Source organism: Proteiniclasticum ruminis DSM 24773 (assembly GCF_000701905.1).
Lineage (GTDB): Bacteria > Bacillota > Clostridia > Clostridiales > Clostridiaceae > Proteiniclasticum > Proteiniclasticum ruminis.
This window is the reverse complement of the sequence record NZ_JNKC01000008.1, coordinates 57,959-83,818: the sequence shown is the minus strand read 5'-3', so window position 1 is coordinate 83,818 and position 25,860 is coordinate 57,959. Positions and strand designations below refer to the sequence as shown.

Here is a 25,860-nt window from a genome sequence, read left to right as displayed (position 1 = left end):
GGATGATTGCTCATCCTAATAACTGAGAGATTTCAGTTTCAGCTCCACCGTATGTTCATCCAGAAGAATGATGTGGTATAAAGAGGTGAGCCTGTCTTTCAGCTTCTCCTCTTCCTTATTCCCCCCTGAAAGCTGGCGGTGCACAAAGTAGTAAAGGGCCTCAATGATGCCCACACCTCCACCGGTGCCAAGCTCTGTCCCAAGCCTTGCTGTATCAGAAAGTTGCCCGCTTTTCACATCTTTCATGACTTCAGTAAACTCCCCTTCCACCAGAAATCTCTCTTTCATGGCATCCACAGCAATCTTCAGCTCCTCCCAGTTTCTTACCACAAACCGCTCTTCTTCTTTCTGGATCCTTAAAAGCTGGTCCAGTACTTCTCCTGGTGAAATCCCTGTGGCATCAGAAAGAGCCGATAGGATTTTCACCGAGTAGCTCCCCGGATCTTTCTTGTTGGCACTGGATAAGGTCTGCTGAGAAATCCCAGTCCTTTTCGATACATCATAACGGGTGAGTCCAAACTTTTGCAGAAATACATCCATACACTGATTCATTTTTACACCTTATGCTCAAATATTTTTTGCTTAATTATATTTTAGTAAATTATATTTGAGTAGTCAAGTGTTTTATTCATGATACGCCCTGATATACTGGAAGAGGAACAGCAGCGCATCTGCGGTGACTACCACAGCCAGAGAAAGAACCACTCCGTGCATGGTGATTTCCTCTGTTCCGATAAGAATCGGAGCAAAAACGATCATGGCCATGACACCACCTGAATACGCCAGGTAGTTCTTCCTTGAAATACGCCGGATGATCTCGCTTTCCCGTTCGTCGTCTTCTGAAACAGAGATGTCCAATTTCAGAAAATCTCCGAAGCTGCGGATCTTCTTGCCTTTCATGCTGATATAGATCATGATGCCAATGATTAGAAATGCGGCGGCGGCGGATAACAGCACACGCATCAGATGGGTGTCTTCCAGGTATTTCCCCTCATAGGCCAGATCCATGGCATTTTTTGCGCGGAATACAGTATAAAGTGCCCATGCAAGCGCGATATTCAGGATTTGTCCAATAACAGTTTTATTCATTTTTTGTCCTCCGTTCTGTAAAATATTTCTTCGATGGGTACCTGAAACAAATCTGAAAGCTTAAAAGCCAGTTCCAGTGATGGCGTATAGCTGCCCTTTTCCAATGCGATGATGGTCTGGCGTGTCACATCCACTTTCTTCGCCAGATCCTCCTGGGTGTACCCAAGCTTCGCACGAAACAGCTTAATATTGTTCTCCATTGCCATTTCTTATCTTCCTCCGTCTTATAGATTCTAAACCGGTTTTATACCTTTATTGTAAAGTTAACTATACATAAAGTCAAGTCTGTTTTACATTTTGTTTAGTTCACTTTACTTTTCAAAGTCAACGTATAAGGTCATAAAGTATAGCAAATCAAAAAAATAAAGACGGTGTCTGAAACACCGTCTTCGATACATATTCATTTTATACCCTTAGTACATTCCACCCATATCTGGAGATGGCATCATAGGCTTGTCTTCCTTGATATCCACCACAGCTGCCTCTGTGGTCAGGAAGGTTGCAGCAACGGATGCCGCATTCTGTAGAGCAGATCTTGTAACCTTAGTTGGATCCACGATACCGACCTTCACCATATCCACCAGTTCTTCTGTAATGATGTTGAAGCCAATGCCCTTCTCGCTGTTCTTCACCTTTTCGATGACAACAGAGCCTTCTACTCCACCATTGATGGCGATCTGTCTTAATGGCTCCTCAAGAGCTCTCTTCACGATATTGATACCTACAACCACATCTGGGTCTTCACTTGTTAGAGATCCTACTGCATCAATGACATTGACGTAAGCAGTTCCACCACCAGCAACGATGCCTTCTTCCACTGCAGCCTTGGTTGCAGCCAGAGCATCTTCCATGCGGAGCTTCTTTTCCTTCAGCTCTGTTTCAGACGCTGCGCCCACCTTGATGACTGCTACGCCACCAGCAAGCTTTGCCAGTCTTTCAGAGAGCTTTTCCTTGTCAAACTCAGAAGTGGTCTCTTCCATCTGAGCCTTGATAACATGGACTCTATTTGCAATCTCTTCTTTAGAACCTTTTCCGCTGACAATGACTGTCTGATCCTTATTGATTCTTACAGTATCTGCGCTTCCCAGCATATCGATGGTTGCATCTTTCAGTTCTCTTCCGAGCTCTTCAGAGATCACCTGTCCACCTGTGAGGATGGCGATGTCCTGAAGCATTTCTTTTCTTCTGTCTCCAAATCCTGGAGCCTTTACAGCCACACAGACGAAGGTTCCTCTCAGCTTATTCACAACCAGTGTAGCGATGACTTCGCTTTCAATGTCATCTGCAATCAGAAGAAGCTTCTTTCCTGTCTGGACCACCTGTTCCAGCACTGGAAGGATTTCCTGGATGGTATTGATCTTCTTGTCTGTGATCAGGATGAAAGGATCGTCAAGAACGGCTTCCATCTTTTCTGTATTGGTTGCCATGTACGCAGAAACATATCCTCTGTCAAACTGCATACCTTCCACTACTTCCAGCTCTGTGCCGAAAGTTTTGGACTCTTCTACTGTAATTACACCCTGAGTGCCTACTCTCTCCATGGCGTCAGAAATGAGAAGCCCCACTTCCTCGTCCTGAGCAGAAACTGCAGCAACTCTTGCAATGTCTTCCTTACCACCAATGGCAACACTCTGCTCCTTAATGGCTTCTACCGCTTTATCCACAGCAAGCTTGATTCCCTGACGAATGAACATGGGATTTGCTCCCGCTGTCACATTCTTCAGACCTTCCTTGATCATGGACTGAGCCAGTACCGTTGCAGTAGTGGTTCCATCTCCAGCCACATCGTTGGTCTTGGTGGAAACTTCTTTCACCAGCTGTGCCCCCATGTTCTCATAGGCATCTTCCAGTTCAATTTCTCTTGCAATGGTCACACCGTCATTGGTGATGAGAGGTGCGCCAAACTTCTTTTCCAGGACCACATTTCTTCCCTTAGGTCCCAATGTAACTTTTACGGTGTCTGCAAGGATGTCCACACCCTTTTGCATCGCTCTTCTTGCTTCTTCTCCATAGATGATTGTCTTTGCCATAATCGTCTACTCCTCCTACTACTCTATAATTGCCAGAATATCGTTTTGTCGAACCACGATGACTTCTTCACCCTCATGCTTCACTTCCGTGCCTGCATATTTGGAGAAGAGAACCTTGTCACCAACTTTAACTTCCATTTCCACTTTATTGCCGTCCACATAGCCTCCTGGACCCACAGCTAAGACTTCAGCCTCCTGAGGCTTTTCTTTGCTGGAACCTGTGAGGACAATACCGGACTTTGTGGTTTCCTCGGCTTCACGTCTTTTAAGTACAACTCTGTCTCCTAATGGTCTGATCACTTTGACATTCCTCCTAATAACAAACTTTTATTAGCACTCACTTATGTCGAGTGCTAACATCTATTCTTATTATAATTTATTTGTTTCTGATTTCAACTAGAATTTTAGAGTCATTTTCTTAAATACGGCATAAATCCGTTCAAAAAAGCAAATTAGCTTCTACTATCTATAAAAATCTCCAATTATCTTTCAATATCTTTGTTCTACTCACGACTCCAAAATCATGATATCATTATTCTAATGGGATTGCGAGGACTTTCGTTCCTTTCTTTCCCACTAAGAAATGAGGTGAACATGGAAGCCTTTTGCAGATGCTTCCAGATGTAGATATGAAAAAATTTAAAGCAGCACTCTACGCACTGATTCATGCCGTTGCTGTACTTACAGGCTCGGTTCTTTTAGGTCTCAATACCAGAATCCTCTATTATATGAATATCCCAAAGATTCAGGCCCAAAATGGGGACTATGACTATGGGCTCATTAAAAGCAATTACGATATACTCATTGATTACCTGAATCCTTTTTATCGTGGAAAGCTTGAGCTCAATGGACTCCCCATGTCTCCCCAAGGTGAATTCCATTTCTATGAAGTCAAGGTCATTTTTGACCTTGTCTGGATCCTTTTCGCCGTCAGTCTGGTCCTTTCGATTTTCTTGTTTATTAAGAGGAAACGCGAAAACCAGCTGGGGTACTTAAAGGGCGCAGCTGCTTTCACCTTTATTCTCCCCCTCCTTCTGGGTATCCCTTTTGTAGTAGATTTCTCCAGAGCCTTTGTGCTTTTCCATGAGATCGCCTTTTCCAATGACTACTGGATTTTTGACCCCACCATCGATCCTGTCATCAGGATTTTACCGGAATGGTTCTTTATGTATGCTGCGTTTCTCATCCTCCTCTACATGGTCCTTCTGGCTCTTCTGACGCTCTTTCTTGGAAAGACCTTTGGAAAAAAGAAGCAGGACGCCTGAATATTTGATAGAATGAAAGAAAGCATATAGAAAACACTATGGTGAAATTGTGAGGATGAGAATATGAATAAGAGCTTAGATGTACCAAGAGAAGCAGTGAGGCTTGCACTCACCAGCCGTGAGGAAGAACGGGACTATATAAGGAAGCTGGAAGCCCTGGGCGGAAAAGCCGCCGCAGTGGACATTGGAGGGAACATCTCCATCAGCATCAGCAAGATTCTGGAACGGGCGCTGGTGGCGTCCAAACGCGTGGGACTGATTAAGGAAGAGTATGCGGAAGAAGGCGCTGTCATGGGTGCTGCACGGGATGCTCTCATGCAGGTGCTGGAACGGTCCAACAATCTCAATGTAGGGGGTAAAATCGGACTGGTACGCATGGGCAATGACCTGGCCGTTTGTATTTATGTAAGCATTGGTCTGCTTCATCTGAATGAATTTGCCATTGGCATCGGCCACAGAACACTAACAGTATAGAAAAACTTGAGAAAGAGGCGCCATCAAGCGTCTCTTTTATTTTGTATGCAAATTTCAGAATCTTTCGATGTAGTTGTTTTCATTTTCGAAGTACTTCGAAAATTATATAATTTTACCTCTGTTTTTTAAAGAATTCTAAAATTGCACCTCATTTTTCACCATTGTTGCAACAAACTCTTGGTTTCACTGAACTTGATAAACTTCAGAACCCTCTATATAATAAGGTAATTCATAATTTGTTCAAGATTATGAAAGAACAGTAGTATTAGGAGGATATGTAGAATGGTAGGAAAGAAAATCGTGGCCCTCGGTATTGTGGCCATGGCCCTTGCAGTGGCAGGGTGCCAGAAAAAAAATGAACTCACTCAAATTGGCATCAATCAGTTTGTGGTGCATGAAGCACTGGATGCTTCAAGACAAGGATTTTTGGATGTGCTCAAGGAGAATGGTTATGTAGAAGGAGAGGACATCGAAATCGACTATAAGAATGCCCAGGGAGAACAGCCCACAGCGCTGGCCATCGCCGAAGATTTTGTAGCAAAGAAGAAAGATCTCATCTTTGCCATTGCAACCTCAAGCGCCCAGGCATCCTACAACGCAACAAAAGATATTCCGATTCTCATCACCGCGGTAACAGATCCTGTGGATGCAGGCATTGCGGATTCCTTTGAGAATCCTGGTAAAAACGTCACTGGAACTTCTGATGGTGTTCCCATCGGACCTCAGCTGGAGCTTCTCAAAAAAATACTCCCAGAAGCCAAAACCATCGGAGTCATTTATAACACCTCAGAACCCAACTCCACCTATCAGGTCAATGCACTGAAAGAAGCAGCAAAAGACATGGGCTTCACCGTTAAAGAAGCTGGAATCACAGCTCTTAGTGATGTCAATGCGGTGCTCCCCAGTGTTCTGAAGGAAGTGGATGTGCTTTATACGCCCACAGACAATATGGTCGCTTCGGCCTACGCTCTTATTGTAAAATTAGCCAATGACGAGAAGATTCCAGTCTTCTGCGCAGAAGATGCTGGCGTCAACGTGGGTGGACTCATTTCCGCAGGTGTTGACTACTATGAGCTGGGTAGAGAAACCGGACTCATGGCCGTTGAAATCCTGAAGGGTAAAGAGCCCAAAGAACTTCCCATCTTCGTGGTGAAGAATCCCATCATTGTGTTGAACAAAAATGCTGCGGATTCTTTAGGTATTACCATTCCAGAGGAGATTCTGTCTGCCGCGAAAGTGGTAGGTGAAAAATAATGAGTATTCTCATCAGCATTCTGGAACAGGGTCTGCTTTTTGCAATACTTGTTTTCGGAATCTATATCACATATAAAATTATGGATTTTGCAGACCTTTCTGTGGACGGCACTTATCCACTAGGAGCAGCCACCGCTGCAGTGCTTCTTCTTAGAGGAATGAATCCATGGGTTGCAACACTTCTTGGGGCTTTGACCGCTTCCTTAGGTGGTCTTGTTACAGGAATCATCCATACGAAACTGAAAATCAATGGACTCATGGCAGGGATTCTCGTTATGTTCGGCCTCTACTCTGTAAACCTGAGGGTCATGGGAAAAGCCAATATTGCGCTTTTTGCAGAAACTACAGTATTCACATTGCCGGAAGTATCCATCGGGGGTGAAAACCTCAGCACACTGCTCCTGCTTCTTCTCATCGTGACCGTGCTCATCTTTCTCTATGAAGCCTTCTTCCGAACAAAAACTGGCTTCTTCTTAAGAGCTGTGGGTGACAATGAGGAGATCCTCACTTCCCTTGGTGCAGATGCCCATAAAATCAAAATCCTCGGTCTTGTGACCGCAAACTTTTTAGCAGGCCTCTCCGGCGCTCTTACCGCTCAGTATCAGGGTTTCTCCGATGTGGGCATGGGTACCGGAAGCGCAGTCACCGCTCTTGCTGCAGTCATCATAGGAAGCTCTCTTCTGAAGAAGCTGAACCTTCCTATGACCTCCATCGCTCTTTCTGGTGCTGTGCTCTATAAGGGCATTCTAGTGCTGGTGCTGAGACTTGGACTGGACCCCAACGATTTCAAGCTGGCCACCGCCATCGCGGTGATTCTCGCCATGGGCATGAGCTCCGGGGCTCTCAAAAAAAGACGCAGACAAAGCGCGCTGAAGAAAGAAACCAAAGTGGAAAAAGGAGGTGCCTTCTATGCTAAAGCTTGAAAACTTATCAAAAACCTTTAATCCAGGCACCCCCATTGAAAATACTGTGCTGAAAAATCTCAGCCTCCAGGTGCAGGAAAAAGACTTCATCAGTCTTCTAGGTTCCAATGGTGCAGGAAAGTCCACACTACTTCATCTCATTGCTGGAACCTACGAATCCGATGATGGTCTCATCCTTTTGGATGGACAAGACATCACCTACGAGAAAGCTCATGTGAGAGCAAAGCTTCTTGGTAGAGTCCATCAGGATCCAAGACTCTCTGTCTCTCCTTCCATGACGCTTCTGGAAAATCTCTCTTTGGCCGATGCCAAAGGAGAAAGCTTCAGTCTGAAAAAAGCAGTGAATATGAATAGAATCAGCTACTACAAAGATCAGCTGGCCTCTTTGGGCCTTGGCCTTGAGTCCAAGCTCCACACAAAAATCGGACTCCTTTCCGGTGGTCAGCGGCAAGCAGTGGCCCTCTTCATGGCAGTGATGAAAAAACCGAAGCTTTTGCTTCTCGATGAACATACGGCCGCACTGGACCCCAGAACCTCAGAACTTATTATGAAAGTCACGGAGAGCCTGATCCAAAAAGAAGGCATCACCACCCTCATGGTCACCCATAACATGAATCACGCCTTGGCCTATGGCAACAGACTGGTGATGATGCATGAGGGCGAAATTGTAGAAGACCTCTCTCTGGAAGAAAAGGCAGCACTGTCCTCAAAGGATCTTATTGCCCTCTTCCAGAAAAACGCTCATTCCGTGGAGGACCGAATGGTGCTCCAAGTATAAAGCCTCTTCACTCCTAAAATAGAAGAGACCCTGAAGGATACGCTGCTTACCTGCCGCTTTACCATCAGGGTCTCTTCTTTTATTTCTGCTTCTTTTCTTCTGGAATTCTGATCTTCTTCTCTCTAGCGTAATAAAACAGATACTGCTGGGAAAAACCAGCAAGATGCCCAAACTTCTCTTTGGCAAAGCTGCGCATTTTTGGAAGACTCCCGGGCTCTGCACCATAAAAATAAACCATGGCTTTCTTCACCCAGACATCCACAGGAAATGCACCGGTCTTTCCCATGGAGAACAGCATGATGCAGTCCGCCACCTTCATGCCTACGCCTGGAAATCTCATGAGGGCTTTCAGGCACTCCTCCTCTGGAAGATCCGAAATGTATGTCAGATCATAAGAAAAGCTCTCCCTCTCTTCAGGGGTCAGCGCTCTCTTCTCTTTCTCTATCTTCAGAAGAGACGCCTCATACACAAGCTTTGCGGTCTTTTCGATGTAAGCTGCCCGATACCCAAGGCCTAATGCCCGAAGCTCCTCTTCTGTGGCTCTGGAAAGCGCTTCTGGCGTAGGGAACGTATAATAAGTCTCTCCCTCATACTGGATGGACTGACCATACTTCTCACTGATTCTTCGGATGCCTTCCCGGATTTTTGGAATCAGATTATTGGAAGAAAGAATAAAGGAGATGAGCGTTTCAAAAGGATCCTGCTTGAGGATACGGATGCCATAGCCAAAAGCCACGGCTTTTTTCAGAAGCGGATCTTTTCGCAGGATCCGCTTCACCTTGCCATAATCTCTGGAAAGATCAAAGTAGTCTTTGAAAAAGACTTGAAACTCTTCTTCTGTGATGCCTAGAAGAACTACTTCATCCTCTACAAGCTTCACTTCCACCACTTTCCCCGCTACGACGCCAAGATAATGGTCCTTCTTTGTATTTCGGCTTGTCCACCGGAAACACTGTCCGCATTCAAAGATCTGCTGGGGATGAAAATGCTTCACGCCCTTTAACACAATCCCTTTCTCTAAAACCTTCCCCACTTTATAATCCATATGTTCCTCGCTTTACTTCTCTTTTCCCATCAGATACGCATGAATGCCTTGGGCTGCAGTTTTCCCTGCGCTCATGGCAAGAATCACCGTAGCAGAACCTGTCACGGCGTCTCCACCGGCAAACACACCCTCAAGACTTGTGGCTCCAGACTCCTCTTTCACCAGGATACATCCTCTCCGATTGGTTTCAATGCCTTGGGTGGTGGAGGAAATCAGTGGATTGGGGGACGTTCCGAGGCTCATGATGACACTGTCGCAGGGTATGGTGAACTCGCTTCCTTCAATTTCTATCGGCCGTCTTCTTCCGGAAGCATCGGGTTCTCCCAGCTCCATTTTCACGCAGACCATGCCTTTGACAAATCCCCTCTCATCCACAAGGATTTCCTTCGGATTTGTGAGAAGGTTCATCTCAATGCCCTCTTCAATGGCATGATGCACTTCTTCCGCCCTGGCAGGAATTTCTTTTTCAGATCTTCTGTAGACAATGCTTGCCTTCGCACCAAGTCTTGCCGCTGTTCTTGCCGCATCCATGGCCACATTGCCCGCGCCTACCACCGCCACATGCTTTCCATGGCTTATAGGGGTGTCATAGCCTTCCTGGAAAGCCTTCATGAGATTGGCTCTGGTCAGGTACTCATTGGCGGACATGACTCCATTGGCATTTTCACCTGGGATTCCCATGAACATGGGAAGTCCAGCTCCAGATCCAATGAACACTGCTTCGAATCCCTCTTCTGCAAACAGACTTTCAATGGTCACCGTACGTCCTACAATGACATTGGTCTCGATGGTGACCCCAAGATCCTTCAGTAGCCTGATTTCTTCTTTCACGATGGTTTCCTTCGGGAGCCTGAACTCTGGTATGCCGTAGACCAGCACCCCACCTGGTTCATGAAGCGCTTCAAAAATCGTCACTTCATAGCCCAGCTTCGCCAGATCTCCGGCACAGGTGAGCCCTGCAGGACCACTGCCCACCACTGCTACTTTATGTCCGTTTGCCGGCGCTTTCTCTGTGTTCTTATACCCCGTTTCCATGGCCCAGTCTGCCACGAAACGCTCCAGCTTTCCGATGTTCACCGGTTCTCCTTTGATACCCACAATGCATTTTCCTTCACACTGCTCCTCCTGAGGGCAGACTCTGCCGCAGACTGCTGGCAGGTTACTGGCTTCTCCGATGGTATCCCTTGCTTTGCCTATATGTCCATCCTTCAGTTCCTGGATGAACTTGGGAATGTTGATGGCTACTGGGCATGCGCCCACGCATCTCGGATTTCTGCACTGGAGACAACGCTCTGCCTCCAAAAGAGCTTCCTCATGATTATAGCCAAAACTCACTTCCTTGAAGTTTTTTACTCTCTCTTCGGGCTTTTGTTCCCGAACGGGTACTCTATTTTTCATCATGGGCAATCTCTCCTAAACTGCAGAAGCCTGAATCCTTATGAACATCCTTCTGCTCTTTCTCGATGGTTTTCTTCCCTTCCTGGGACTTGTACATGGACTGTCTTCTCATGGCCTCATCAAAATGGATCAGGTGCCCGTCAAACTCCGGACCATCCACACAGGCAAACTTGACTTCATTTCCCACAGTCACTCTGCAGGCTCCACACATGCCTGTACCATCCACCATGATGGGATTGAGGGAAACGATGGTCTTCAGCTGGTATTCTTTGGTGAGCCTTGCCACAAACTTCATCATGATCATAGGACCGATGGCCACACAAAGATCATAGTTTTTCTCTCCAGCATCCAGAAGCTCCTTCAGCTGGTCTGTGACAAGTCCATGATACCCATAGCTGCCATCATCCGTACAGATATAGAGGTTTTCCGCCACTTCTCTGAACTGCTCTTCAAGAATCAGAGTGTGCCTAGATTTTGTTCCAATGATCACATCCACTTTGATGCCTTTATCCTTCAGCATCTTCACCTGAGGATAAACAGGCGCTGTTCCCACGCCTCCTGCGATGAAGACAATTCTATGATCTATCAGCTTTTCTGCGTCTTCCGTCACAACTTCCGATGGATTACCCAAAGGTCCGACAAAATCTCTGATTTCTTCCCCGGCTTCTTTCTCAGCAAGCTTCTGCGTCGATGCGCCCAGGGTCTGAAAAACAATGGACACACTGCCTTCTTCCCTGTCATAGTCACAGATGGTAAGGGGTACTCTCTCTCCCCTCTCATCCACCTTCACAATGACAAACTGTCCTGGCAGAGCGCTTTTCGCCACTCTTTTTGCTTCAATATCCATCTGGTAGATATTGGGCACCAGTTCTTTTTTCCGTAATATTTTATACATTTGCTTCCCCCAACATATTTCATTTTAGAGCCTGGCTCTATCCTTTTTCAGTATACGGACTTCTCACCCTTTGTTCAAGAAAAAACAATGAGCAACAATGAAAAAGAGGCCTCCAACGAGACCTCTTCTTGTGACCTTTTTACTTGTCCAGATCGTTCATGAGATACACCAAAGTCAGAAGACTTTCGCTCAGGTGCACATTCTCAATGGATACATTCTCTGGTACCTGGATGTCAATGGGTGCAAAGTTCCAGATGCCTTTCACGCCATTTGCCACCAGAATATCTGCCACTTTCTGTGCCACAGTGTGCGGTACACAGATGATGCCGATATCTGTCTTGTTGTTTTTTAGGAACTCATCCATAGTGTCAATATCACTGATTTCGATGTCTTTCATCTTCATTCCAATGAGCTTAGGATTCACATCAAAAATTCCATTAAGGTCGAATCCGAACTTCTCAAATCTTGTGTAGTTTGCCACCGCTTGTCCGATATTTCCAGCACCGATGATGATGGTGCTGTATCTTTTATCCAGCCCCAAAATGGTGGAAATCTCATTATAAAGCTCTTTCACATTATATCCATACCCCTGCTGGCCAAAGCCGCCGAAGCAGTTAAAGTCCTGACGGATCTGGGAAGCAGTAAATCCGATTTTCTCGCTCAGTTCTTTTGAGGAGACACGGTCCACATCATTTCTCAGAAGCTCTGCCAGATGTCTGTAGTATTTTGGTAATCTTTTAATTACGGCCATAGAAATATCTTTTTTCTTGTCCATCCTTACACCTCATCGTTAAATAAATTTCTAACAATATCATACCATAAATCATTTTAAGTTGTGTATATTTTTGTCAAAGAAAATTATCAATTTTAGTATTTTTATGAAATTCTCAGAAATACCCCCATAATGTATCAGGATATTTTCATAATTGTAACAGAAATCTGCATATCTTTAAATTTATTGAAGTTGGAGAAATACTCTCTGTGATTTCTTATCCACTCTCAAGCATTTCTCTCAGTAAAGAACTCCATCTACGCGAAAACCTCTGCCGTAGAAGAGAACTCAACGCAGAGGCATTTTCTATGATCTTATGGAACTTCTGGCCACTACGGCAGGATTTCTAAAAGTGCATCCAGTACATACTGCTGCTGGTCATCGAAACTGATATCCGGGAGACTGTCGCCTTTCTGGATGCCATAATTTCCGAAACTCGCATGGTTTCCGCCTCGGATCACCACTCCTTCAAAACCTTTTGGCAATCGGTCCTGAGCCTTCTGAAGGCTTTCAAAATCCACCACCTGGTCTTTGTCTCCCACCAGGGAGTACACAGGAAATGGTGCGGAAGATAAATCGGTGTTCCCTGCTGGATAGGAAGCAAGAAGAATCAGACCATCCACTGTATCCATGTTCTTCTGTGCAAAGCTTGATGCAGAGACGCCTCCTAAAGAGTGTCCGATAAGAATCCATGGCATCTCCTCATTCACATAACTCTTGGCTGCACCATTTTCCAGAATAGACAACTTGAAGGGCACCTTGACGATCACAGTCTTATAGCCTAATGCAGCAATCTTTCGCGCTAAATGTCCATAAGCACGTTCTGAGACTCTTCCACCAGGATAGATCACAACTCCGCCTTTGGGTGTTGAAGGCGTGAATATGAGATCTCCATTGACTTCTTCAAAGGTAATCCCGTCTCCTGAAACCAAAGCTCCTTCCGCCACCATGGATGCTCGGTAGTAGTCTCTGGCGTACACATAGAATCCAACCCCCATAATAATCAGGAGGATGAGTAGGATTCGTACAATCCGGTCTCTTCTTATTATTTTCTTCTCCACTTCTGTCATATCAATTCCTCACATTCTGTTACTGCTGTCACTTTTTAAATCTGGGCAATCCAGTGCCCTCTACACCAGTATACTGTATTTTAGATAAACCTTTAAGGGTTCCAGTTGGATTTTCTTGTCTTTTTCTTCTCTTTTCACAAACTCGTTGCTAAGTTCTTGAAATGTCAGAGCCTATTGTTCTGTCCTGTGCTAAAATAGAAGCAATAAGAGATAAAGTTTGGTGAAATCATGAAAAAGAGAGTCCTTGATAAAGATCACTATATATTTTTGGATAAACCTCCAGTCAGTCTCTATAAAGAAGAGGATAACGGTGAAAGAAAGACTGAAATTGAAGCCTATATGGCATCTTTACGCACGTATATGATTTCTCTGGAATCCCTCTCCAAAGAGCATTTTTCCAGAGACGAGCTCAACCTTCACTTGAATCTGGCACTGATTCTTCTTTCAGAGAAAAAGCTTTTGGCCAAAACAAAAGAACTGAAAAGAATACCTTTAAAAGTTTTTTCTTCCATGGTGGAAGAGCCGCTTTTCGAACTGAAAAAACGTCAGAAACATATTCTGGCATTAACTCTTCTCTTGGAGCCAGGTACTTATCCGAAGCTTCAGAAGACCCTCCACTTTGGTGCTGTAGAGGAAAAACGGACCACCCCCATCGATGGAAAAGATCATACCGGAACCGTTCTGAAACGAAGGGGTGGGTTTGCCTATATTTTGTCCAATGATGGTGCTTTCTATAAAATCCGGGATGCAGGCTCCGATGTCGGAAGCCTTGGTTTTGGGCAAAAAGTCAGAAGAAAGCCAAATGTGGTGAAACCGCTTCTCTTTCTCCTCATCCTTGCCATCCCCTTAGGGTTCTACTACAACTCTCTGCAGAAAGAAATCGAGCGTACGGTCATCATCAAAGCTGTTGGGGAAGTGACACTGAAATTCAACTCCTTCGGACATCTTGTGGATGCCTTCGGAAACAACCCCAAAGGAAGAGACTACATCGATCGGGCAAAATTTGATGACCTCAGCCTGGATGCCGCTGTGGGAGAAGTGCTGGAACAAGCCTACATCAGCGAAACCATTCAGGAACGTAGCACTGTGGAGATTCTCATCTCAGGGAAACCTCTTGCCAAAGACTACTTTCATGAAGGTGCAACCAAAGACCGTATTGTCAGCTATCAGATTGAGGCGAAGATCAATGACAATGGATCTTTCCTTTTTACGGAGTGATCCGATTATAATGAAGAATAAAAAAGTGTCCCGGATCTACATCATAGATCCGGGACCATCTTATTTCTCTAGCTGTTCACTTCAGTCTTTATTTGTTGTAAAGCTCTTCGAAAGAACCTTCATCAAATCCAACCATGTACTCTTCATCTACAAAAATTGTAGGCACACTGCGCACGCCAAGAGCCAGAAGTTCTTTTCTGAAAACTGGATCAGAAGTGTTCTTCTCCTCATAGGAAATGCTGTTGGCATTGAAGTATTCCTTCGCCAAATCGCAGTAGGTACAGGTATTGGATGTGTATATGACAACCTTTTTACTCATTTTCTTCTCCTCCAAAGTCAAAGTCTTTGCCGGAAAAAGAATCTTCCGGTATCTTTATTGTACCGTACCTATTGAATTTTGTCCAATTTATCTTTGGTGCAATGAGATCCCTTCCGCTCCCTCTTCCTGAAATTTGGTCACGCAGGCCTCGCAGACACAGGCCAGATTTCTCGCCTCTTCAGGCACTAGAAGAAGCAGGCCATCAGGGAAAGAGACAGTGGTGCACCAGCAGGTGGAAGGATCTTCTCCGCTGACCATGTGACAGTGGTTTTCTTTGTGGCAGATGGGACAGATTCCGTCATTCATCGTATAACCTCCAAGACAATGTTTTCTTCCTTTCATCTTATGCTCTTTTTCCCATCTTCTCAACATCCCTTGGGAAAACATGCCGTTTCGTGTATAATATCATTTTAGATGAAGTAAAAGAAATGAAAAGGATGGAGTTCCATGGAAGAGAAAAGAATCAACAAAGCCATCTCTGATACGGGTTTCTGCTCCAGACGGGCAGCGGACAGTTATATAGAACAAGGCAGGGTCACCGTCAATGGAGAAATTGCGGTCATGGGTTTGAAAGTCACAGAGAAGGATGAAATACGAGTGGATGGAAAGCTCGTCGACAATAAACCACCTTTGGTATACATCGCTCTAAACAAGCCAAGAGGGATTGAATGCACCACCAACAGAAAGGTTCGAAACAACATTGTGGATTTTGTAAAACATAAAGAAAGGATTTTCCCTATTGGACGACTGGATAAGGACTCAGAAGGGCTTATTCTTCTCACCAATGACGGAGACATCGTCAACAAGATTCTCCGCGCAAGAAACAACCACGAGAAAGAATATATTGTCACGGTGAACAAACCCATGACAGACTCTTTTTTAAGGGGTATGAGTGGGAGAGTGCCCATCCTGGATACCTGCACGAAAGAATCCAAAATAGAGAAGCTGGATGAGAAGACATTCCGGATCATCCTCACCCAAGGACTCAACAGACAGATCCGAAGAATGACAGAATACTTTGGGTATAAAGTGGTGACGCTTAAGAGAATCCGTATTATGAACATAGAGCTTGGAAAGCTGGCTCTTGGAAGATACCGAAATCTTTCTCCCATGGAGCTCTCTCAGCTCAACGATCTTCTCGAAGATTCCTGTAAGACCATAGACTGATTTTTTTCAGTCTATGGTCTTTCTTTTAACTCAGTTTTAACATGATGAAAATATCATCAAAATAAAAACCGTACAATTGTTCACTTATGCACATTATTCACAAACTCCTGTGGATAACTTGTGGAATTCCTGTGGTTTCGAGGGGATTAATTGAATTTTACACAATATACACCCCTGTGCAAGAAATAGTTTTCCACCTTATCCACAGGTTTATCCACAATTTCACTGATTTCATGTGAGTAACATGTGTAATTCATAGGTATAAGCTGTATTTTCTGTGGAAACTTGTTCTTGAATATCTTTTGTCAGAAATCTTAAAACTGTTTCAAGTAAATTGCCTCACTTTCAGAACTGCACTCCATTTTTGTCAAAAAAACTCTCCGTTTTCCAGATTTCCAGAAAACGGAGAGACTTCTATAGCCTGTTCAGATAATTCAGTTTTTAAAGAATTCCATTGAGGCCGCTCAGTGCAAGTACAGCCAATGCTGTATAGACCAGAAGGATTGGAAGGCCTTTGAATGCTTTAGGTGTATGTGCTACAGAGAGTCTTTCCCTTACTGCTCCATACAGGATGAAGGCAAAGAGAAGACCCAGTGGAGCTCCGACTGCTGTAACCAGTACAGGCAGGATCTCTTGAGCGTCATTTGCAACAGTTCCCTGTAGAAGGAATTCCATTCCTTCTGCGCCAGTCATCAACAGAAGATAGAGTATCGCCGAGTTTGCTGACAGAAGTGGAAGAATCTTCTTCACTCTTTCATACATCTCAGGCTTTACTTTCTTCACACCAGACATCACAAGCGCTGTGGACACAAGAATCAGGAGAACATAAACCAAAAGATTCAGTACACCCAGTTCAAATAATGTCCCCGCGAAGTACCCAAGAATGCTGGATATGGCCATAACAAGTGCTGCAGAAACTCCTATGCAAAGAATTTCTCCTTCCTCTTCTCCAAAATGAGCCAGCTGCCCCAGTCCCACAAGCTTTGTCAATGCAAGATTATTGATCAGTATTGTACCAAGAAGAATCGGTAGTATATTTTCCATTTTACTTACCTCCCTTGTCGTTTCCGGACTTGCCAATGGCCTGGAACAGTCCGCCAACAAACGCTGTCATCAATAATGCCCCCGTGGAGCCTGCAAACAGGCTCAAGGTGAACTGCTGTGGAATGATATTGAAACTGAAGAGTTCCGCACCATTAAGCGGGTTCAGAAGGGCGATGCCTCCAGTCACTGCAAGTTCTCTTAAGAACGCTACCGCCAGTAAAGCGACCACATAGGCACAGCCAGCCAGCAGCGCGTTTTTCATATTTTCTCCAAAGGATGTCCCTTCTGTCAGTGATCCGCTGGCAAAAAGAATCAGAGAGTTCACAGCCATCAGAGGAATAAAGATGCCCACTTCAGAAGCAATGCCAGGCATATACGCCAGTGCAAGAAGCTCTCCCAGTTTGGCAAGGAATGCGGAAAGTACAAGACCAACCGGAATCATCATCTCTGAAGGTGTCACTTTACGAAGAAGTCCACCCAGAACTCCTGCAAGAATCACCAGAACGAAGATCAAAAGTCCCATACCAAGGGCTGTTGTCACGCTTCCTGTCACTGCAAGGGCTGTGGTGAGTCCTAGCGCCAGAGACAGAACAGGATTATTTCCGAAGAAACCTGTTTTTATGTTATTTAATTTATTCATGCTCTTCTCCCTCCTACTTGTTCGCATTCAGCGCTGCGAGAATTGCATTGATGACGGATGTGCTGGATATCGTTGCCATCGACACCGTATCCGCTTCTACAGATGGATCTGCATAAGATAGATTCTCAAACTGCTTTGCGAAATCCTCATGGAGGACTTTATCTCCAATTCCCTTGGTGTCATTCACCTCAAGAACTTCAACTTTCACAATCACCTGATTTGCAGGATCCAAAGTAATCTTCACAACGTTTGGCTTTGCACCATCATACTGCTCGATGACAGCATATCCTGCCGCTTCCACAGTATAAGTAACATTTCCGCCTTCTTCCACAGTATCAATGATAACACCTTGTCTGGATTCAGAGACATCTTCTCTAAAAATAGGCAGTTTAGCCCCAAACTCCAGTGGTGGAGCCACAGGCTCAGGTGCTGCACCTTCCCCATTGTCTTCGATGCCCATCATTTCATTAAAGTTCGCTCTTGCTGCATCAATGGCATCCACCACTGCTTTAGAGGTCTTTGTGGAACCTGAAATAGTCGCAATTCCGTCTACAGAGGTCTTTCCGACAACAGAACCGATGAATGCTTCTTCACCTACCTGACTTCCATACCCAGGGGTATCATTGAGGTTTATGATCTCATATCCAACGATGTTTCCTTCCAGATCAAAGCCCAGAGCGAATGTGATCTTATCTGCAAATCCCTGGTTTTCAAGGATATAGACGAAACCGCCATTATCTTCATCTTCAAAAAGCTTCTGGATAAGACCAGTTTCATCTGTAAATTCTTCTTCTTCAAAATTCTTGGAATCCGGGAAGATCTTTTCCAGGATTTCCTGATATTCGCCACTTCCTGCTGCTTCAATGAGGGGTCTCAGCTGTGCATCTGCAAAAAGAAGCACGCCGCCTGCAACGAGAACAGTAGCAAGTAAAACAACGAAACCTTTCATGTTTTTCATCTCTCTGTCCTCCCTTACTTATTCAGTGTTTCAAAAGCAATACGTACTGCCTTTGTCACAGATGTGGATGATATGGTTGCACCAGAAACCGCGTCTACCCCAGCATTCTTGTCCTCAAAGGAGATGCCTTTGAACTGGTCAAGGAATGAAGCGTCATCAATTCTGTCTCCAAGTCCCGGTGTATCATTCACGGAAACGATGGCAACACTTTCTACGATATTGGTGTCTTTATTGATCTTCACTTCAATTTTATTAGGCTCTCCGCCGGACTGGATGGCATAATATCCAGGCGCAGAAAGAACGAAGGTCACAACGGATCCCTCTTCGGTCTGTTCCAGCACTTCTGGAAGATTGTCCTGACTGTCTGTGAATATACCAAGGCCGCCCCCTTCTCTTGGGAACTCAATGGCTTTAGGCTCAAGACCGTTTCCAGCCATGAAAGTCAGAAGGATTCCAGCAGCAAATGTGACTGCGATGGATACAGAGTACTTCTTCACAGAATAGATGGACCATCCGTCTGTGAGCTTATCAATAAGTGGAGAAACCATGTTCATAATAAGAATGGCAAATACAACACCACCTGGAAGGCTTGCCTGCAGTCTGATGATGACTGTCAGTGCAGCAAGACCAATGGCATAAATGATTCTTCCACTGATGGTGGTAGGATTGGTTACTGGATCTGTTGCCATGAACACCGCACCGAAGACTAGTCCTCCTGCCAGTACATGGAACATGGGGTACCACATACCTACACCGTTGACCAGTGCGATGATGGTGGTGAATACAAATACAGATCCGATATATACTGCAGGAACCTTCCAGTCCAGAACCTTTCTGTAAGCAAGATATGCACCTACAAGAAGGATGAGCAGCGCACTGGTTTCACCAATGGCACCAGGATACCATCCCAGAAGAAGATTGCTGAGTCCGCCGAACTGCTCCAGAAATTTCTCTGTCACAGCAGCATCTTTGATGAGCCAGCCTGCATTTGCAATAGAGGAGATGGGTGTTGCGCTGGTGGTGACATCTGCCACAGTGGATCCCATCAGGGAGGCAAAAATCACGGCACGTCCTACACCAGCTGGATTAAAGATATTATGTCCGAATCCGCCAAAAATCAGCTTTCCTACGAAAATAGCAAAGAATGACGCTACCCCGATGGCAAAGTATGTGGTAGAAATCGGTACGGTTAAAACAAGAATGATTGCTGTAACCAGCGGGAAAGAGCTTTTCACGTGTTTTAGGATGTTCTTTTTGGTTGCCAATGCAAATACTGCTTCTGTCAGCAGCGAAACAACAATAGCTGTCACCATAAGAAGCACACCATGAATGACATAGTCCATACCATACTCCTGGAAATAGAACACCATGGAGAAGATAAAGACTACAAGAAGTCCAACGGTGAGCTCAGCCATGACACTCTGGGTGCTGTGGTCTTTGTCTCTATTGTTTGGAGACACTTTGGTCAAAAATTTCATTGATACTGTCCCCCTTACTTCTGCGCTGCGGCTCTTAAGAGTGCTTTACCACGTCTTACGCCTTCAGTCACTTCGATTTTAGATGGGCATACATATGTACACATGCCGCATTCGATACACTGGTCTGCACGGAGCTTTGTAAGAAGCTTCACATCCCCTGCTTCTTCCGCATTGTTGATTCTTACTGGAAGAATCCCTGCAGGACAGTGGTCATTACATCTTCCGCATCTAAGACAAGCAATGGCCTCGTCTTCATCAGGCTTCAGAATGGTGATGGCATTGGACGCGGAATTGATTACAGCACGATCAGTGGAGACAGTCTTACCCATCATAGGTCCGCCGCCCACAATACGTACTTCATCATAAGCATATCCACCGATTTGCTCTATGATTTCCTGAACAGATACCCCTACAGGCACACGCACGTTGGAAGGATTCTTCACTGCATCACCGGAGATGGTGCAGATTTTCTCAATGATTGGCTTTCCATATCGCAGAGCTTCGGAGAACGCGATGGCTGTGGTGGCATTGTTCACAATGACGCCTATTTCTCCTGGCAGCTTGTCATATCTCTTCTTGAAGACTTCATAAATAAGGGTTCTTTCCCAGCCCATGGGATACTGGTCCGGAACTTCTTCCACGAAGAGTCCTTCTGTATCCTTCACAGCTTCACGAACCTTGGCTATGAGATCTTTCTTTGTTTTCTTGATGGCTATGAGCGCCTTCTTGGCACCAGACATCTTCAGCATGGTCTTGGTTCCATAAACCAGTTCTTCCACCTGATTGTCCATGATACGATAGTCCGCTGTGATGTATGGCTCACATTCTACTGCGTTGATCAGCAGAGTATGAATGCCTTTAGCCCCTTTATACTTCACATAAGAAGGGAAGCCAGCTCCACCACACCCAACGATTCCGGCATTCATCATGAATGTCACCAGTTCTTCTACAGAAGCTTTTTCAGCATCTATAGGCTCGAAGGGTCTCTCAAATGTATTGAGTCCGTCATTTTCAATGACAACATGGTCTATTACTCTTCCTGTTGTATGCTCCAGTTCTTCAATACCCAGAATTTTACCGGAGACGGAGGAAAAAATAGGCACCTTGAAATGGTCATCACGCTTTGCAAGCATTGTGCCTGCTTTCACGGTATCCCCTGCTTTCACAAGTACATCTGTACATGCCATCAGCGGTATATAGACCTTCTTACCGGCCACGATGTTCTTTACTTCACCATGGCTTGTCAATTCTTTGTGCCCATTCAAATGTAATTTCATGGGCCCGATTAATATTGACATACTGTTCACCCGACCTTTCAGAATTTCGTTAATAATTAAACCAAGAATGAAATAGCTCCCGATTCTCTTTATCATTCTTTTACAGTTCCTGAATAATTATAACATAAAACTCAAATATTGAAACTTCAATATGCCCTGCATATCAGGATCTTTACTCCGGATTCGACAAGAAATTACCATCTTTTTTGTGAAGTTCTTAAAACAAACCTTTACACAAATTTAGTATAATATTATCAAAGGTTTTGACAGTATTTAACAATCTAAATTTTAGATGTTAATTTGTTAACTTTCTTTAAATAAAATAACAGATTCATGGTAGAATCTCATGAACAATACCTATTCAACAAAGGAATGCTGAAAACTTTACTTTTTTTGAGCCTCATAGCCTTTTCCATTTTCATAATTTTACTGCGGACTCCGAAAACGAAACTCCAGATTCTGTTTTCTCTCAGCCATGGTATAATATAAGGAAAGAACACAGAGATAACTCTGTTTTATGGAGGATTTTATGAGAATAGGTATAGGTTATGATGTACATAAACTTGTGGAAGGACGCGATCTGATCATCGGTGGTGTGAAGATTCCCCACGATAAAGGACTGCTTGGACACTCCGACGCGGATGTTTTGACCCACGCCATTATGGATGCGCTTCTTGGAGCAGCAGCTCTGGGTGACATCGGCACCCATTTTCCTGATACCGCAATCGAATATAAAGATGTGGACAGCTTGGTTCTTCTAAAGGAAGTAAAAAAGATGCTGAAAGAGCGTTCTTATAAAATCATCAATATTGATGGCGTAATCATTGCGCAGGAACCCAAGATGAAACCTCATATCCCTGCCATGAGGAAGGTCCTTTGCGAAGTGCTGAACCTTCCGGAAGACCAGATCAACATTAAAGCCACCACGGAAGAAGGTCTTGGCTTTACTGGAAGCAAAGAAGGCATCTCATCTCAAGTGGCCGTACTCATTGACAAAAGATTCTAACCAGTAAAGTTCCAGATAGGGAGGTACGGAATGGAAAGACTTTATCAGAACATCTCCAAAAGAAAATCCACGCGAAAATTCAACATGGATGCACTGGATCCTTCCTCCATGGAACGGGTGGAACAAGCACTTCAGGATATTCCTCAGCTTTTTGAGAATCTCTCTGTATCTTTTATCCTAGTAAAAGATGGAGAGCACTTCATGGAAAAAGGCACCAGCATCCTGGGCGCATACACCAAAGTGAAGTCTCCACATTACCTGGTGGTGGCCTGTAAAGAAGCCTCTGGATTCCGGCAGGCCGCGGGCTACTCCATGGCGCATGTGCTCTTGACACTTAATGATTTAGGCATCGCCACCTGCGTCACCTATCCAGGTGTGGATCTCAAGACCATTGAGCAGTTTGCTCCACTGGGAGAAGAAGAGGTGCCCATTCTTTTCATCGCCTTTGGCAACCCAGAGGATCCATTGTCTCTTTATCCCAAAGCGGATTATTATAAGAGACGTTCCTATAAGGACATCCTCATCCAGGGGCCAGTAAAAAGAAAGTACAAGTTCATTCTGGAAGCTGCAAGACTTGCTCCATCCTCCTTCAATACCCAGCCCTGGAGGTTTGCAGTGGATGGGCATAAAATCCATCTGCTTCGGGTAAAGCTAGGGTTTATCAAAAGCAAACTTTTTTCTTCCCTGAATAAGATTGATATGGGACTCGCTCTGGGCTTCATGGTCATAGCCCTCAAAAGCAAGGAGATGAAATTTAGGCTGATGAAAGATCCTGTGATCTATGAAGGCATGGAATATATGATCACAATTGAGATAAAAGAGTAAAAGAGTAGATATCTATTTTACGGGAGGCGAAACAAATGATTCCAGTCAACAAGAAAAAGCTCTTTTTTCTAGCACTTTTCCTTGGCACCCTGCTCTTTATGAAAGCGTCGGAAAAGCTTCTGACAGAGAACCCTATAGAGTAAGATTTCAACCAAACATATAAAAGAGTACAGTATCTGTGTGAGAATCACATAGATTACTGTACTCTTTTAGCGTGTATTCTGATGCGCCTACGCTTCAAAAAGGCCTTCTTTCAGCGTGATAGTCAGTTTTGCATTTTCTTCGGTCACCTCATAAGAGAGCTGGTGCTTCTCTCCATCCAGTTCAATAAAGGACATGGCGGAAAGAAGATCCCGGTCCATGAGAAAATGCACGGAATAAAGATTCCCCTGTCCTACTCGGAGGAGTATGGAAGAGACTTTAAAAAATTCCATCTCAATCTTATATTTGAGAATCAGGGGTCTTCCTTCATTATCGAGAAAATAGTCCTTATCACCTTCTCGATCTTTCACGCTGCGCAGATGATAGTTCCCTTGGATCAGCTGTTCCAGTTCGTACATTTAAACCATCCCCCTTTTAATCAGCTGCGTTTCACAGCCTGTCTTCTCCTTCATTATAGTCCACCGTATCTCCAAAATGTTTCTTCTCATAAGATATTTACAAAAAGTGCAAAAAAAGACAGGAGGTGCCTCTATCTGCACTTCTCCTGTCCTGTTCTGATTAGTATGCTTTACCCCAGTACACCATGGTGTCTGTTTCTTTTCCACAGCAGATGCAGGTGTCTGCCACCTTCTCCTGTTCAAAAGGCATGCATCGGGAGCTGAGTCCATAAACTTCCTTGATCTTCTCTTCGCAAGCCAGCTCATTACACCACATAGCCTTGATAAAACCAGGCTTATTGTCCGCTGCGTCTCTCATTTCTTCAGGAGTGGTCACAGTTGTGGTCATTTCTTCCTGTCTCTTCACCGCTTTCTCATAGAGCGCATCGTGAATCTCATTCAGCAGTGCTGGAATTCTTGCTTCCAGTTCATCCATGGATACAATCATCTTTTCACGGGTGTCTCTTCTTACAAGAACTACTTGATTGTTTTCGATGTCCTTAGGGCCTACTTCTAGTCTTAGTGGCACACCCTTCATCTCATACTCACTGAATTTCCAGCCTGGCTTCTTGTCGGAAGCGTCCACCTTCACACGGCACACACCTGAAAGCTTTTCGCGAAGCTCTTCCGCTTTTTCCAGAACACCTTCCTTGTGCTGAGCCACAGGGATGATCATGAGCTGTGTTGGAGCCACTCTTGGTGGCAGAATGAGTCCTGAATCGTCACCATGAACCATGATGATGGCACCAATGACTCTTGTGGAAAGCCCCCAGCTGGTCTGATGCACATGACTGAGTTTACCGTCTTTTCCGGTGTAACGGATGCCGAAAGCTTCCGCAAACCCTTTTCCAAAGTTATGGGATGTTCCAGACTGAAGAGCCTTTCCATCGTGCATAAGCGCCTCAATGGTATAGGTGGCTTCCGCCCCTGCAAACTTCTCTTTGTCTGTCTTTCTTCCTTTTACTACTGGAATGGCCAGAAAGTCTCTGAACATATCCGCATAGACATTCAGCATCTTGATGGTTTCTTCCTGCGCCTCTTCTGCGGTCTCATGGATGGTATGACCTTCCTGCCAGAGGAACTCTGAGGTTCTCAGGAAAGGCCGTGTGGTTTTTTCCCATCGGATGACGCTGCACCACTGGTTGTATTTCTTTGGCAGGTCATTATAGGACTGCACAATGTTTGCGAAGTGCTCACAGAAGAGCGTCTCTGAGGTAGGTCTGATGCAAAGCCTTTCAGTAAGAGGCTCAGATCCCCCATGGGTTACCCAGGCCACTTCAGGCGCGAATCCTTCCACGTGGTCCTTCTCCTTCTGAAGAAGACTCTCAGGAATCAGCATAGGCATATAGACATTCTCATGCCCCGTTTCCTTGAACTTCTTATCCAGATACCCCTGAATGTTCTCCCATAGGGCATATCCATAGGGTCTTAGAATGACAGCACCTTTGACGCTGGAATATTCGATGAGTTCTGCTTTTTTCACGATGTCTGTGTACCACTGCGCGAAGTCCACATCCATAGATGTGATGGCTTCTACAAGCTTTTTGTTGTTGTTCATTACAATACCTCCCACAAAATAAATGAAATAAAAAAAGAAGGCTCAATAAAAGGGGCCAAATCTCTTCGGCGGTACCACCCTTATTGATACTTCTCCTAACGTATCCACTCTAAAGTATAACGGCTTTCCCCGCTCAACTGGTTGAGAAACTCCAAGACAGGTTCCGGAAACTTTCCTTGAGGGCTTTCACCAATCCCCTCTCTCTATGAAGGCAGGTTTTCCGTACTGGTTCTTATCATCGTTTATATCATATAAATTCTATAGGAAATTCCACTTCCGGTCAACTGCTTTTTTGAAAGAGGTCTGCACAGATGCTTCCAGGTCCCTCTGCTTCTCCACTGAACGGATCCTCAATCAAAATAATCCGGTGAGGCTACGTCAGAACCCACCAGCTTTTATACCGGGGATCCAGATAGAGTGTATGTATCTCTTTCAGTCTTTTCCTCTTCGCCCGGACGAAAAACGTCTTCTCGGTGAGGCCGTTATTATGCTCTTCCAGAACATAGTAAATCTTCTCAACATCATACACATAGTAGGTGGCATTCTCCACAGAATAGACGCGGAACTTCAGTGGATACACTTTCCCATCTTTATAATACGAGATTACTTCACAAGGCCTTCGAAAATCCTGCAGGTACATGAAATCACCTTCTTTACTTTTTGATTTCATTTTAGAACACATGTTCTATATAGTCAAGAGCAAGAATACAACACAATATGTGGTGTGCCTCGAAAAACAATCCACAACATATTGTGCGCTATGTGCATAACTTTACAA

29 protein-coding genes and 1 other annotated feature are annotated in these 25,860 nt (G+C 44.7%); of the genes, 9 read left to right on the top strand and 20 right to left on the bottom strand.

Translation table 11 applies throughout. The features are described 5' to 3' along the window. Positions 1-15 precede the first annotated feature (15 nt). The 5 genes from T487_RS15995 to groES form a co-directional block, all read right to left on the bottom strand. Positions 16-552, bottom strand: coding sequence for a helix-turn-helix domain-containing protein (locus T487_RS15995; RefSeq protein WP_051651666.1), 537 nt, complete (start codon positions 550-552; stop codon positions 16-18). Between the two features lie 72 nt (positions 553-624). Continuing rightward, positions 625-1,089, bottom strand: coding sequence for a hypothetical protein (locus T487_RS0110445; RefSeq protein ID WP_031577007.1), 465 nt, complete (start codon positions 1,087-1,089; stop codon positions 625-627). Beyond that, positions 1,086-1,295, bottom strand: coding sequence for a helix-turn-helix transcriptional regulator (locus T487_RS0110440; RefSeq protein WP_143004638.1), 210 nt, complete (start codon positions 1,293-1,295; stop codon positions 1,086-1,088). The genes T487_RS0110445 and T487_RS0110440 overlap by 4 nt, the downstream gene beginning before the upstream one ends. Before the next feature lie 207 nt (positions 1,296-1,502). Then, positions 1,503-3,119 (bottom strand): chaperonin GroEL, encoded by a 1,617-nt coding sequence (groL, locus tag T487_RS0110435; protein ID WP_031577005.1) that lies wholly within the window; start codon positions 3,117-3,119, stop codon positions 1,503-1,505. A gap of 18 nt (positions 3,120-3,137) precedes the next feature. Next, positions 3,138-3,419, bottom strand: coding sequence for a co-chaperone GroES (groES, locus tag T487_RS0110430; RefSeq protein ID WP_031577004.1), 282 nt, complete (start codon positions 3,417-3,419; stop codon positions 3,138-3,140). A 329-nt stretch (positions 3,420-3,748) separates the two neighbouring features. Between groES and T487_RS15485 the strand changes: the two genes are divergently transcribed. From T487_RS15485 to T487_RS0110405, 5 genes are all read left to right on the top strand, one after another. Further along, positions 3,749-4,384 carry a TIGR01906 family membrane protein gene (locus tag T487_RS15485; RefSeq protein ID WP_074542659.1) on the top strand — a complete coding sequence of 212 codons (636 nt, stop codon included), beginning with the start codon at positions 3,749-3,751 and terminating at the stop codon, positions 4,382-4,384. A 63-nt stretch (positions 4,385-4,447) separates the two neighbouring features. Beyond that, positions 4,448-4,858, top strand: a complete 411-nt coding sequence (locus tag T487_RS0110420) for a HutP family protein (RefSeq protein WP_031577000.1) — start codon at positions 4,448-4,450, stop codon at positions 4,856-4,858. Positions 4,859-5,140: 282 nt separating this feature from the next. Then, positions 5,141-6,112 carry an ABC transporter substrate-binding protein gene (locus T487_RS0110415; protein WP_031576998.1) on the top strand — a complete coding sequence of 324 codons (972 nt, stop codon included), beginning with the start codon at positions 5,141-5,143 and terminating at the stop codon, positions 6,110-6,112. After that, the gene (locus T487_RS0110410; protein WP_031576997.1) at positions 6,112-7,035 is read left to right on the top strand and encodes an ABC transporter permease; all 924 of its coding nucleotides are present in this window, start codon (positions 6,112-6,114) and stop codon (positions 7,033-7,035) included. The genes T487_RS0110415 and T487_RS0110410 overlap by 1 nt, the downstream gene beginning before the upstream one ends. Next, the gene (locus T487_RS0110405; RefSeq protein ID WP_031576995.1) at positions 7,022-7,813 is read left to right on the top strand and encodes an ABC transporter ATP-binding protein; all 792 of its coding nucleotides are present in this window, start codon (positions 7,022-7,024) and stop codon (positions 7,811-7,813) included. The genes T487_RS0110410 and T487_RS0110405 overlap by 14 nt, the downstream gene beginning before the upstream one ends. Positions 7,814-7,892: 79 nt before the next feature. On the opposite strand, the gene T487_RS0110400 is transcribed toward T487_RS0110405, so the two are convergent. The 5 genes from T487_RS0110400 to T487_RS0110380 form a co-directional block, all read right to left on the bottom strand. Continuing rightward, positions 7,893-8,858, bottom strand: coding sequence for a DNA-3-methyladenine glycosylase family protein (locus tag T487_RS0110400; protein ID WP_031576993.1), 966 nt, complete (start codon positions 8,856-8,858; stop codon positions 7,893-7,895). A 12-nt stretch (positions 8,859-8,870) separates the two neighbouring features. Continuing rightward, entirely contained in the window at positions 8,871-10,265 is a 1,395-nt protein-coding gene (gene gltA / locus T487_RS0110395) for an NADPH-dependent glutamate synthase (protein WP_341349283.1), read from the bottom strand. Beyond that, positions 10,246-11,151 carry a sulfide/dihydroorotate dehydrogenase-like FAD/NAD-binding protein gene (locus T487_RS0110390; RefSeq protein ID WP_031576988.1) on the bottom strand — a complete coding sequence of 302 codons (906 nt, stop codon included), beginning with the start codon at positions 11,149-11,151 and terminating at the stop codon, positions 10,246-10,248. Before T487_RS0110390 ends, gltA begins: the two co-directional genes overlap by 20 nt. A 139-nt stretch (positions 11,152-11,290) precedes the next feature. Beyond that, entirely contained in the window at positions 11,291-11,926 is a 636-nt protein-coding gene (locus T487_RS0110385; protein WP_031576986.1) for a redox-sensing transcriptional repressor Rex, read from the bottom strand. A gap of 329 nt (positions 11,927-12,255) precedes the next feature. Further along, positions 12,256-12,993 carry an alpha/beta hydrolase gene (locus T487_RS0110380; RefSeq protein WP_031576984.1) on the bottom strand — a complete coding sequence of 246 codons (738 nt, stop codon included), beginning with the start codon at positions 12,991-12,993 and terminating at the stop codon, positions 12,256-12,258. A 228-nt stretch (positions 12,994-13,221) separates the two neighbouring features. On the opposite strand from T487_RS0110380, the gene T487_RS0110375 reads away from it, so the two are divergent. Next, positions 13,222-14,211, top strand: a complete 990-nt coding sequence (locus tag T487_RS0110375; protein ID WP_031576982.1) for a hypothetical protein — start codon at positions 13,222-13,224, stop codon at positions 14,209-14,211. 88 nt (positions 14,212-14,299) lie between these two features. On the opposite strand, the gene T487_RS0110370 is transcribed toward T487_RS0110375, so the two are convergent. Together T487_RS0110370 and T487_RS0110365 are read right to left on the bottom strand one after the other, a co-directional pair. Next, on the bottom strand, positions 14,300-14,530 hold the full coding sequence (locus T487_RS0110370; protein ID WP_031576980.1) for a glutaredoxin family protein: 231 nt from the start codon (positions 14,528-14,530) through the stop codon (positions 14,300-14,302). Between the two features lie 87 nt (positions 14,531-14,617). Beyond that, positions 14,618-14,836 carry a cysteine-rich CWC family protein gene (locus T487_RS0110365; protein WP_031576979.1) on the bottom strand — a complete coding sequence of 73 codons (219 nt, stop codon included), beginning with the start codon at positions 14,834-14,836 and terminating at the stop codon, positions 14,618-14,620. A 141-nt stretch (positions 14,837-14,977) separates the two neighbouring features. On the opposite strand from T487_RS0110365, the gene rluF reads away from it, so the two are divergent. After that, a complete protein-coding gene (rluF, locus tag T487_RS0110360; RefSeq protein WP_031576977.1) occupies positions 14,978-15,697 on the top strand; it encodes a 23S rRNA pseudouridine(2604) synthase RluF in 720 nt (239 codons plus the stop codon). Positions 15,698-16,138: 441 nt separating this feature from the next. Here rluF and T487_RS15990 read toward each other — a convergent pair whose 3' ends face one another. The 5 genes from T487_RS15990 to T487_RS0110335 are packed head-to-tail and all read right to left on the bottom strand — an operon-like array spanning position 16,139 to position 21,115. Continuing rightward, the gene (locus T487_RS15990; RefSeq protein ID WP_031576976.1) at positions 16,139-16,741 is read right to left on the bottom strand and encodes an Rnf-Nqr domain containing protein; all 603 of its coding nucleotides are present in this window, start codon (positions 16,739-16,741) and stop codon (positions 16,139-16,141) included. Between the two features lies 1 nt (position 16,742). Beyond that, positions 16,743-17,381, bottom strand: coding sequence for an Rnf-Nqr domain containing protein (locus T487_RS0110350; RefSeq protein WP_031576973.1), 639 nt, complete (start codon positions 17,379-17,381; stop codon positions 16,743-16,745). Positions 17,382-17,394: 13 nt separating this feature from the next. Then, the gene (locus T487_RS0110345) at positions 17,395-18,339 is read right to left on the bottom strand and encodes an FMN-binding protein (RefSeq protein ID WP_031576971.1); all 945 of its coding nucleotides are present in this window, start codon (positions 18,337-18,339) and stop codon (positions 17,395-17,397) included. Between the two features lie 14 nt (positions 18,340-18,353). Continuing rightward, entirely contained in the window at positions 18,354-19,817 is a 1,464-nt protein-coding gene (locus T487_RS0110340; RefSeq protein WP_031576969.1) for an RnfABCDGE type electron transport complex subunit D, read from the bottom strand. A 14-nt stretch (positions 19,818-19,831) separates the two neighbouring features. Then, positions 19,832-21,115 carry an RnfABCDGE type electron transport complex subunit C gene (locus tag T487_RS0110335; protein WP_031576967.1) on the bottom strand — a complete coding sequence of 428 codons (1,284 nt, stop codon included), beginning with the start codon at positions 21,113-21,115 and terminating at the stop codon, positions 19,832-19,834. Between the two features lie 508 nt (positions 21,116-21,623). Between T487_RS0110335 and ispF the strand changes: the two genes are divergently transcribed. Further along, on the top strand, positions 21,624-22,100 hold the full coding sequence (gene ispF, locus T487_RS0110330) for a 2-C-methyl-D-erythritol 2,4-cyclodiphosphate synthase (protein WP_031576965.1): 477 nt from the start codon (positions 21,624-21,626) through the stop codon (positions 22,098-22,100). A 30-nt stretch (positions 22,101-22,130) separates the two neighbouring features. After that, entirely contained in the window at positions 22,131-22,925 is a 795-nt protein-coding gene (locus tag T487_RS0110325; RefSeq protein WP_031576964.1) for a nitroreductase family protein, read from the top strand. Positions 22,926-23,155: 230 nt separating this feature from the next. Here the strand turns inward: T487_RS0110325 and T487_RS0110315 are convergent, their stop codons facing one another. The 3 genes from T487_RS0110315 to T487_RS0110300 all read right to left on the bottom strand — a co-directional run bounded on the left by T487_RS0110315 (position 23,156) and on the right by T487_RS0110300 (position 25,752). Further along, positions 23,156-23,485 (bottom strand): hypothetical protein, encoded by a 330-nt coding sequence (locus tag T487_RS0110315; protein ID WP_031576963.1) that lies wholly within the window; start codon positions 23,483-23,485, stop codon positions 23,156-23,158. Between the two features lie 160 nt (positions 23,486-23,645). Next, a complete protein-coding gene (gene proS / locus T487_RS0110310) occupies positions 23,646-25,082 on the bottom strand; it encodes a proline--tRNA ligase (protein WP_031576961.1) in 1,437 nt (478 codons plus the stop codon). A gap of 47 nt (positions 25,083-25,129) precedes the next feature. Continuing rightward, positions 25,130-25,330 (bottom strand) — a binding site (T-box leader). A gap of 125 nt (positions 25,331-25,455) precedes the next feature. Continuing rightward, entirely contained in the window at positions 25,456-25,752 is a 297-nt protein-coding gene (locus T487_RS0110300) for a hypothetical protein (RefSeq protein WP_031576959.1), read from the bottom strand. Positions 25,753-25,860 lie beyond the last annotated feature (108 nt).

Excerpts from the sequence above, each read along its gene's own strand:
- T487_RS0110440 (WP_143004638.1), bottom strand. The coding sequence starts at position 1,295 with ATGGCAATGGAGAACAATATTAAGCTGTTTCGTGCGAAGCTTGGGTAC.
- T487_RS0110340 (WP_031576969.1), bottom strand. The coding sequence starts at position 19,817 with ATGAAATTTTTGACCAAAGTGTCTCCAAACAATAGAGACAAAGACCAC.
- T487_RS0110415 (WP_031576998.1), top strand. The coding sequence starts at position 5,141 with ATGGTAGGAAAGAAAATCGTGGCCCTCGGTATTGTGGCCATGGCCCTT.
- T487_RS0110400 (WP_031576993.1), bottom strand. The coding sequence starts at position 8,858 with ATGGATTATAAAGTGGGGAAGGTTTTAGAGAAAGGGATTGTGTTAAAG.
- ispF (WP_031576965.1), top strand. The coding sequence starts at position 21,624 with ATGAGAATAGGTATAGGTTATGATGTACATAAACTTGTGGAAGGACGC.
- T487_RS15990 (WP_031576976.1), bottom strand. The coding sequence starts at position 16,741 with ATGGAAAATATACTACCGATTCTTCTTGGTACAATACTGATCAATAAT.
- T487_RS0110345 (WP_031576971.1), bottom strand. The coding sequence starts at position 18,339 with ATGAAAAACATGAAAGGTTTCGTTGTTTTACTTGCTACTGTTCTCGTT.
- T487_RS0110385 (WP_031576986.1), bottom strand. The coding sequence starts at position 11,926 with ATGGACAAGAAAAAAGATATTTCTATGGCCGTAATTAAAAGATTACCA.
- T487_RS0110370 (WP_031576980.1), bottom strand. The coding sequence starts at position 14,530 with ATGAGTAAAAAGGTTGTCATATACACATCCAATACCTGTACCTACTGC.
- T487_RS15485 (WP_074542659.1), top strand. The coding sequence starts at position 3,749 with ATGAAAAAATTTAAAGCAGCACTCTACGCACTGATTCATGCCGTTGCT.
- proS (WP_031576961.1), bottom strand. The coding sequence starts at position 25,082 with ATGAACAACAACAAAAAGCTTGTAGAAGCCATCACATCTATGGATGTG.
- rluF (WP_031576977.1), top strand. The coding sequence starts at position 14,978 with ATGGAAGAGAAAAGAATCAACAAAGCCATCTCTGATACGGGTTTCTGC.
- T487_RS0110405 (WP_031576995.1), top strand. The coding sequence starts at position 7,022 with ATGCTAAAGCTTGAAAACTTATCAAAAACCTTTAATCCAGGCACCCCC.
- T487_RS0110375 (WP_031576982.1), top strand. The coding sequence starts at position 13,222 with ATGAAAAAGAGAGTCCTTGATAAAGATCACTATATATTTTTGGATAAA.
- T487_RS0110410 (WP_031576997.1), top strand. The coding sequence starts at position 6,112 with ATGAGTATTCTCATCAGCATTCTGGAACAGGGTCTGCTTTTTGCAATA.
- T487_RS0110350 (WP_031576973.1), bottom strand. The coding sequence starts at position 17,381 with ATGAATAAATTAAATAACATAAAAACAGGTTTCTTCGGAAATAATCCT.
- T487_RS0110380 (WP_031576984.1), bottom strand. The coding sequence starts at position 12,993 with ATGACAGAAGTGGAGAAGAAAATAATAAGAAGAGACCGGATTGTACGA.
- T487_RS0110335 (WP_031576967.1), bottom strand. The coding sequence starts at position 21,115 with ATGTCAATATTAATCGGGCCCATGAAATTACATTTGAATGGGCACAAA.
- T487_RS15995 (WP_051651666.1), bottom strand. The coding sequence starts at position 552 with ATGAATCAGTGTATGGATGTATTTCTGCAAAAGTTTGGACTCACCCGT.
- T487_RS0110365 (WP_031576979.1), bottom strand. The coding sequence starts at position 14,836 with ATGAATGACGGAATCTGTCCCATCTGCCACAAAGAAAACCACTGTCAC.
- T487_RS0110390 (WP_031576988.1), bottom strand. The coding sequence starts at position 11,151 with ATGTATAAAATATTACGGAAAAAAGAACTGGTGCCCAATATCTACCAG.
- T487_RS0110445 (WP_031577007.1), bottom strand. The coding sequence starts at position 1,089 with ATGAATAAAACTGTTATTGGACAAATCCTGAATATCGCGCTTGCATGG.
- T487_RS0110420 (WP_031577000.1), top strand. The coding sequence starts at position 4,448 with ATGAATAAGAGCTTAGATGTACCAAGAGAAGCAGTGAGGCTTGCACTC.
- T487_RS0110300 (WP_031576959.1), bottom strand. The coding sequence starts at position 25,752 with ATGAAATCAAAAAGTAAAGAAGGTGATTTCATGTACCTGCAGGATTTT.
- groL (WP_031577005.1), bottom strand. The coding sequence starts at position 3,119 with ATGGCAAAGACAATCATCTATGGAGAAGAAGCAAGAAGAGCGATGCAA.
- T487_RS0110325 (WP_031576964.1), top strand. The coding sequence starts at position 22,131 with ATGGAAAGACTTTATCAGAACATCTCCAAAAGAAAATCCACGCGAAAA.
- T487_RS0110315 (WP_031576963.1), bottom strand. The coding sequence starts at position 23,485 with ATGTACGAACTGGAACAGCTGATCCAAGGGAACTATCATCTGCGCAGC.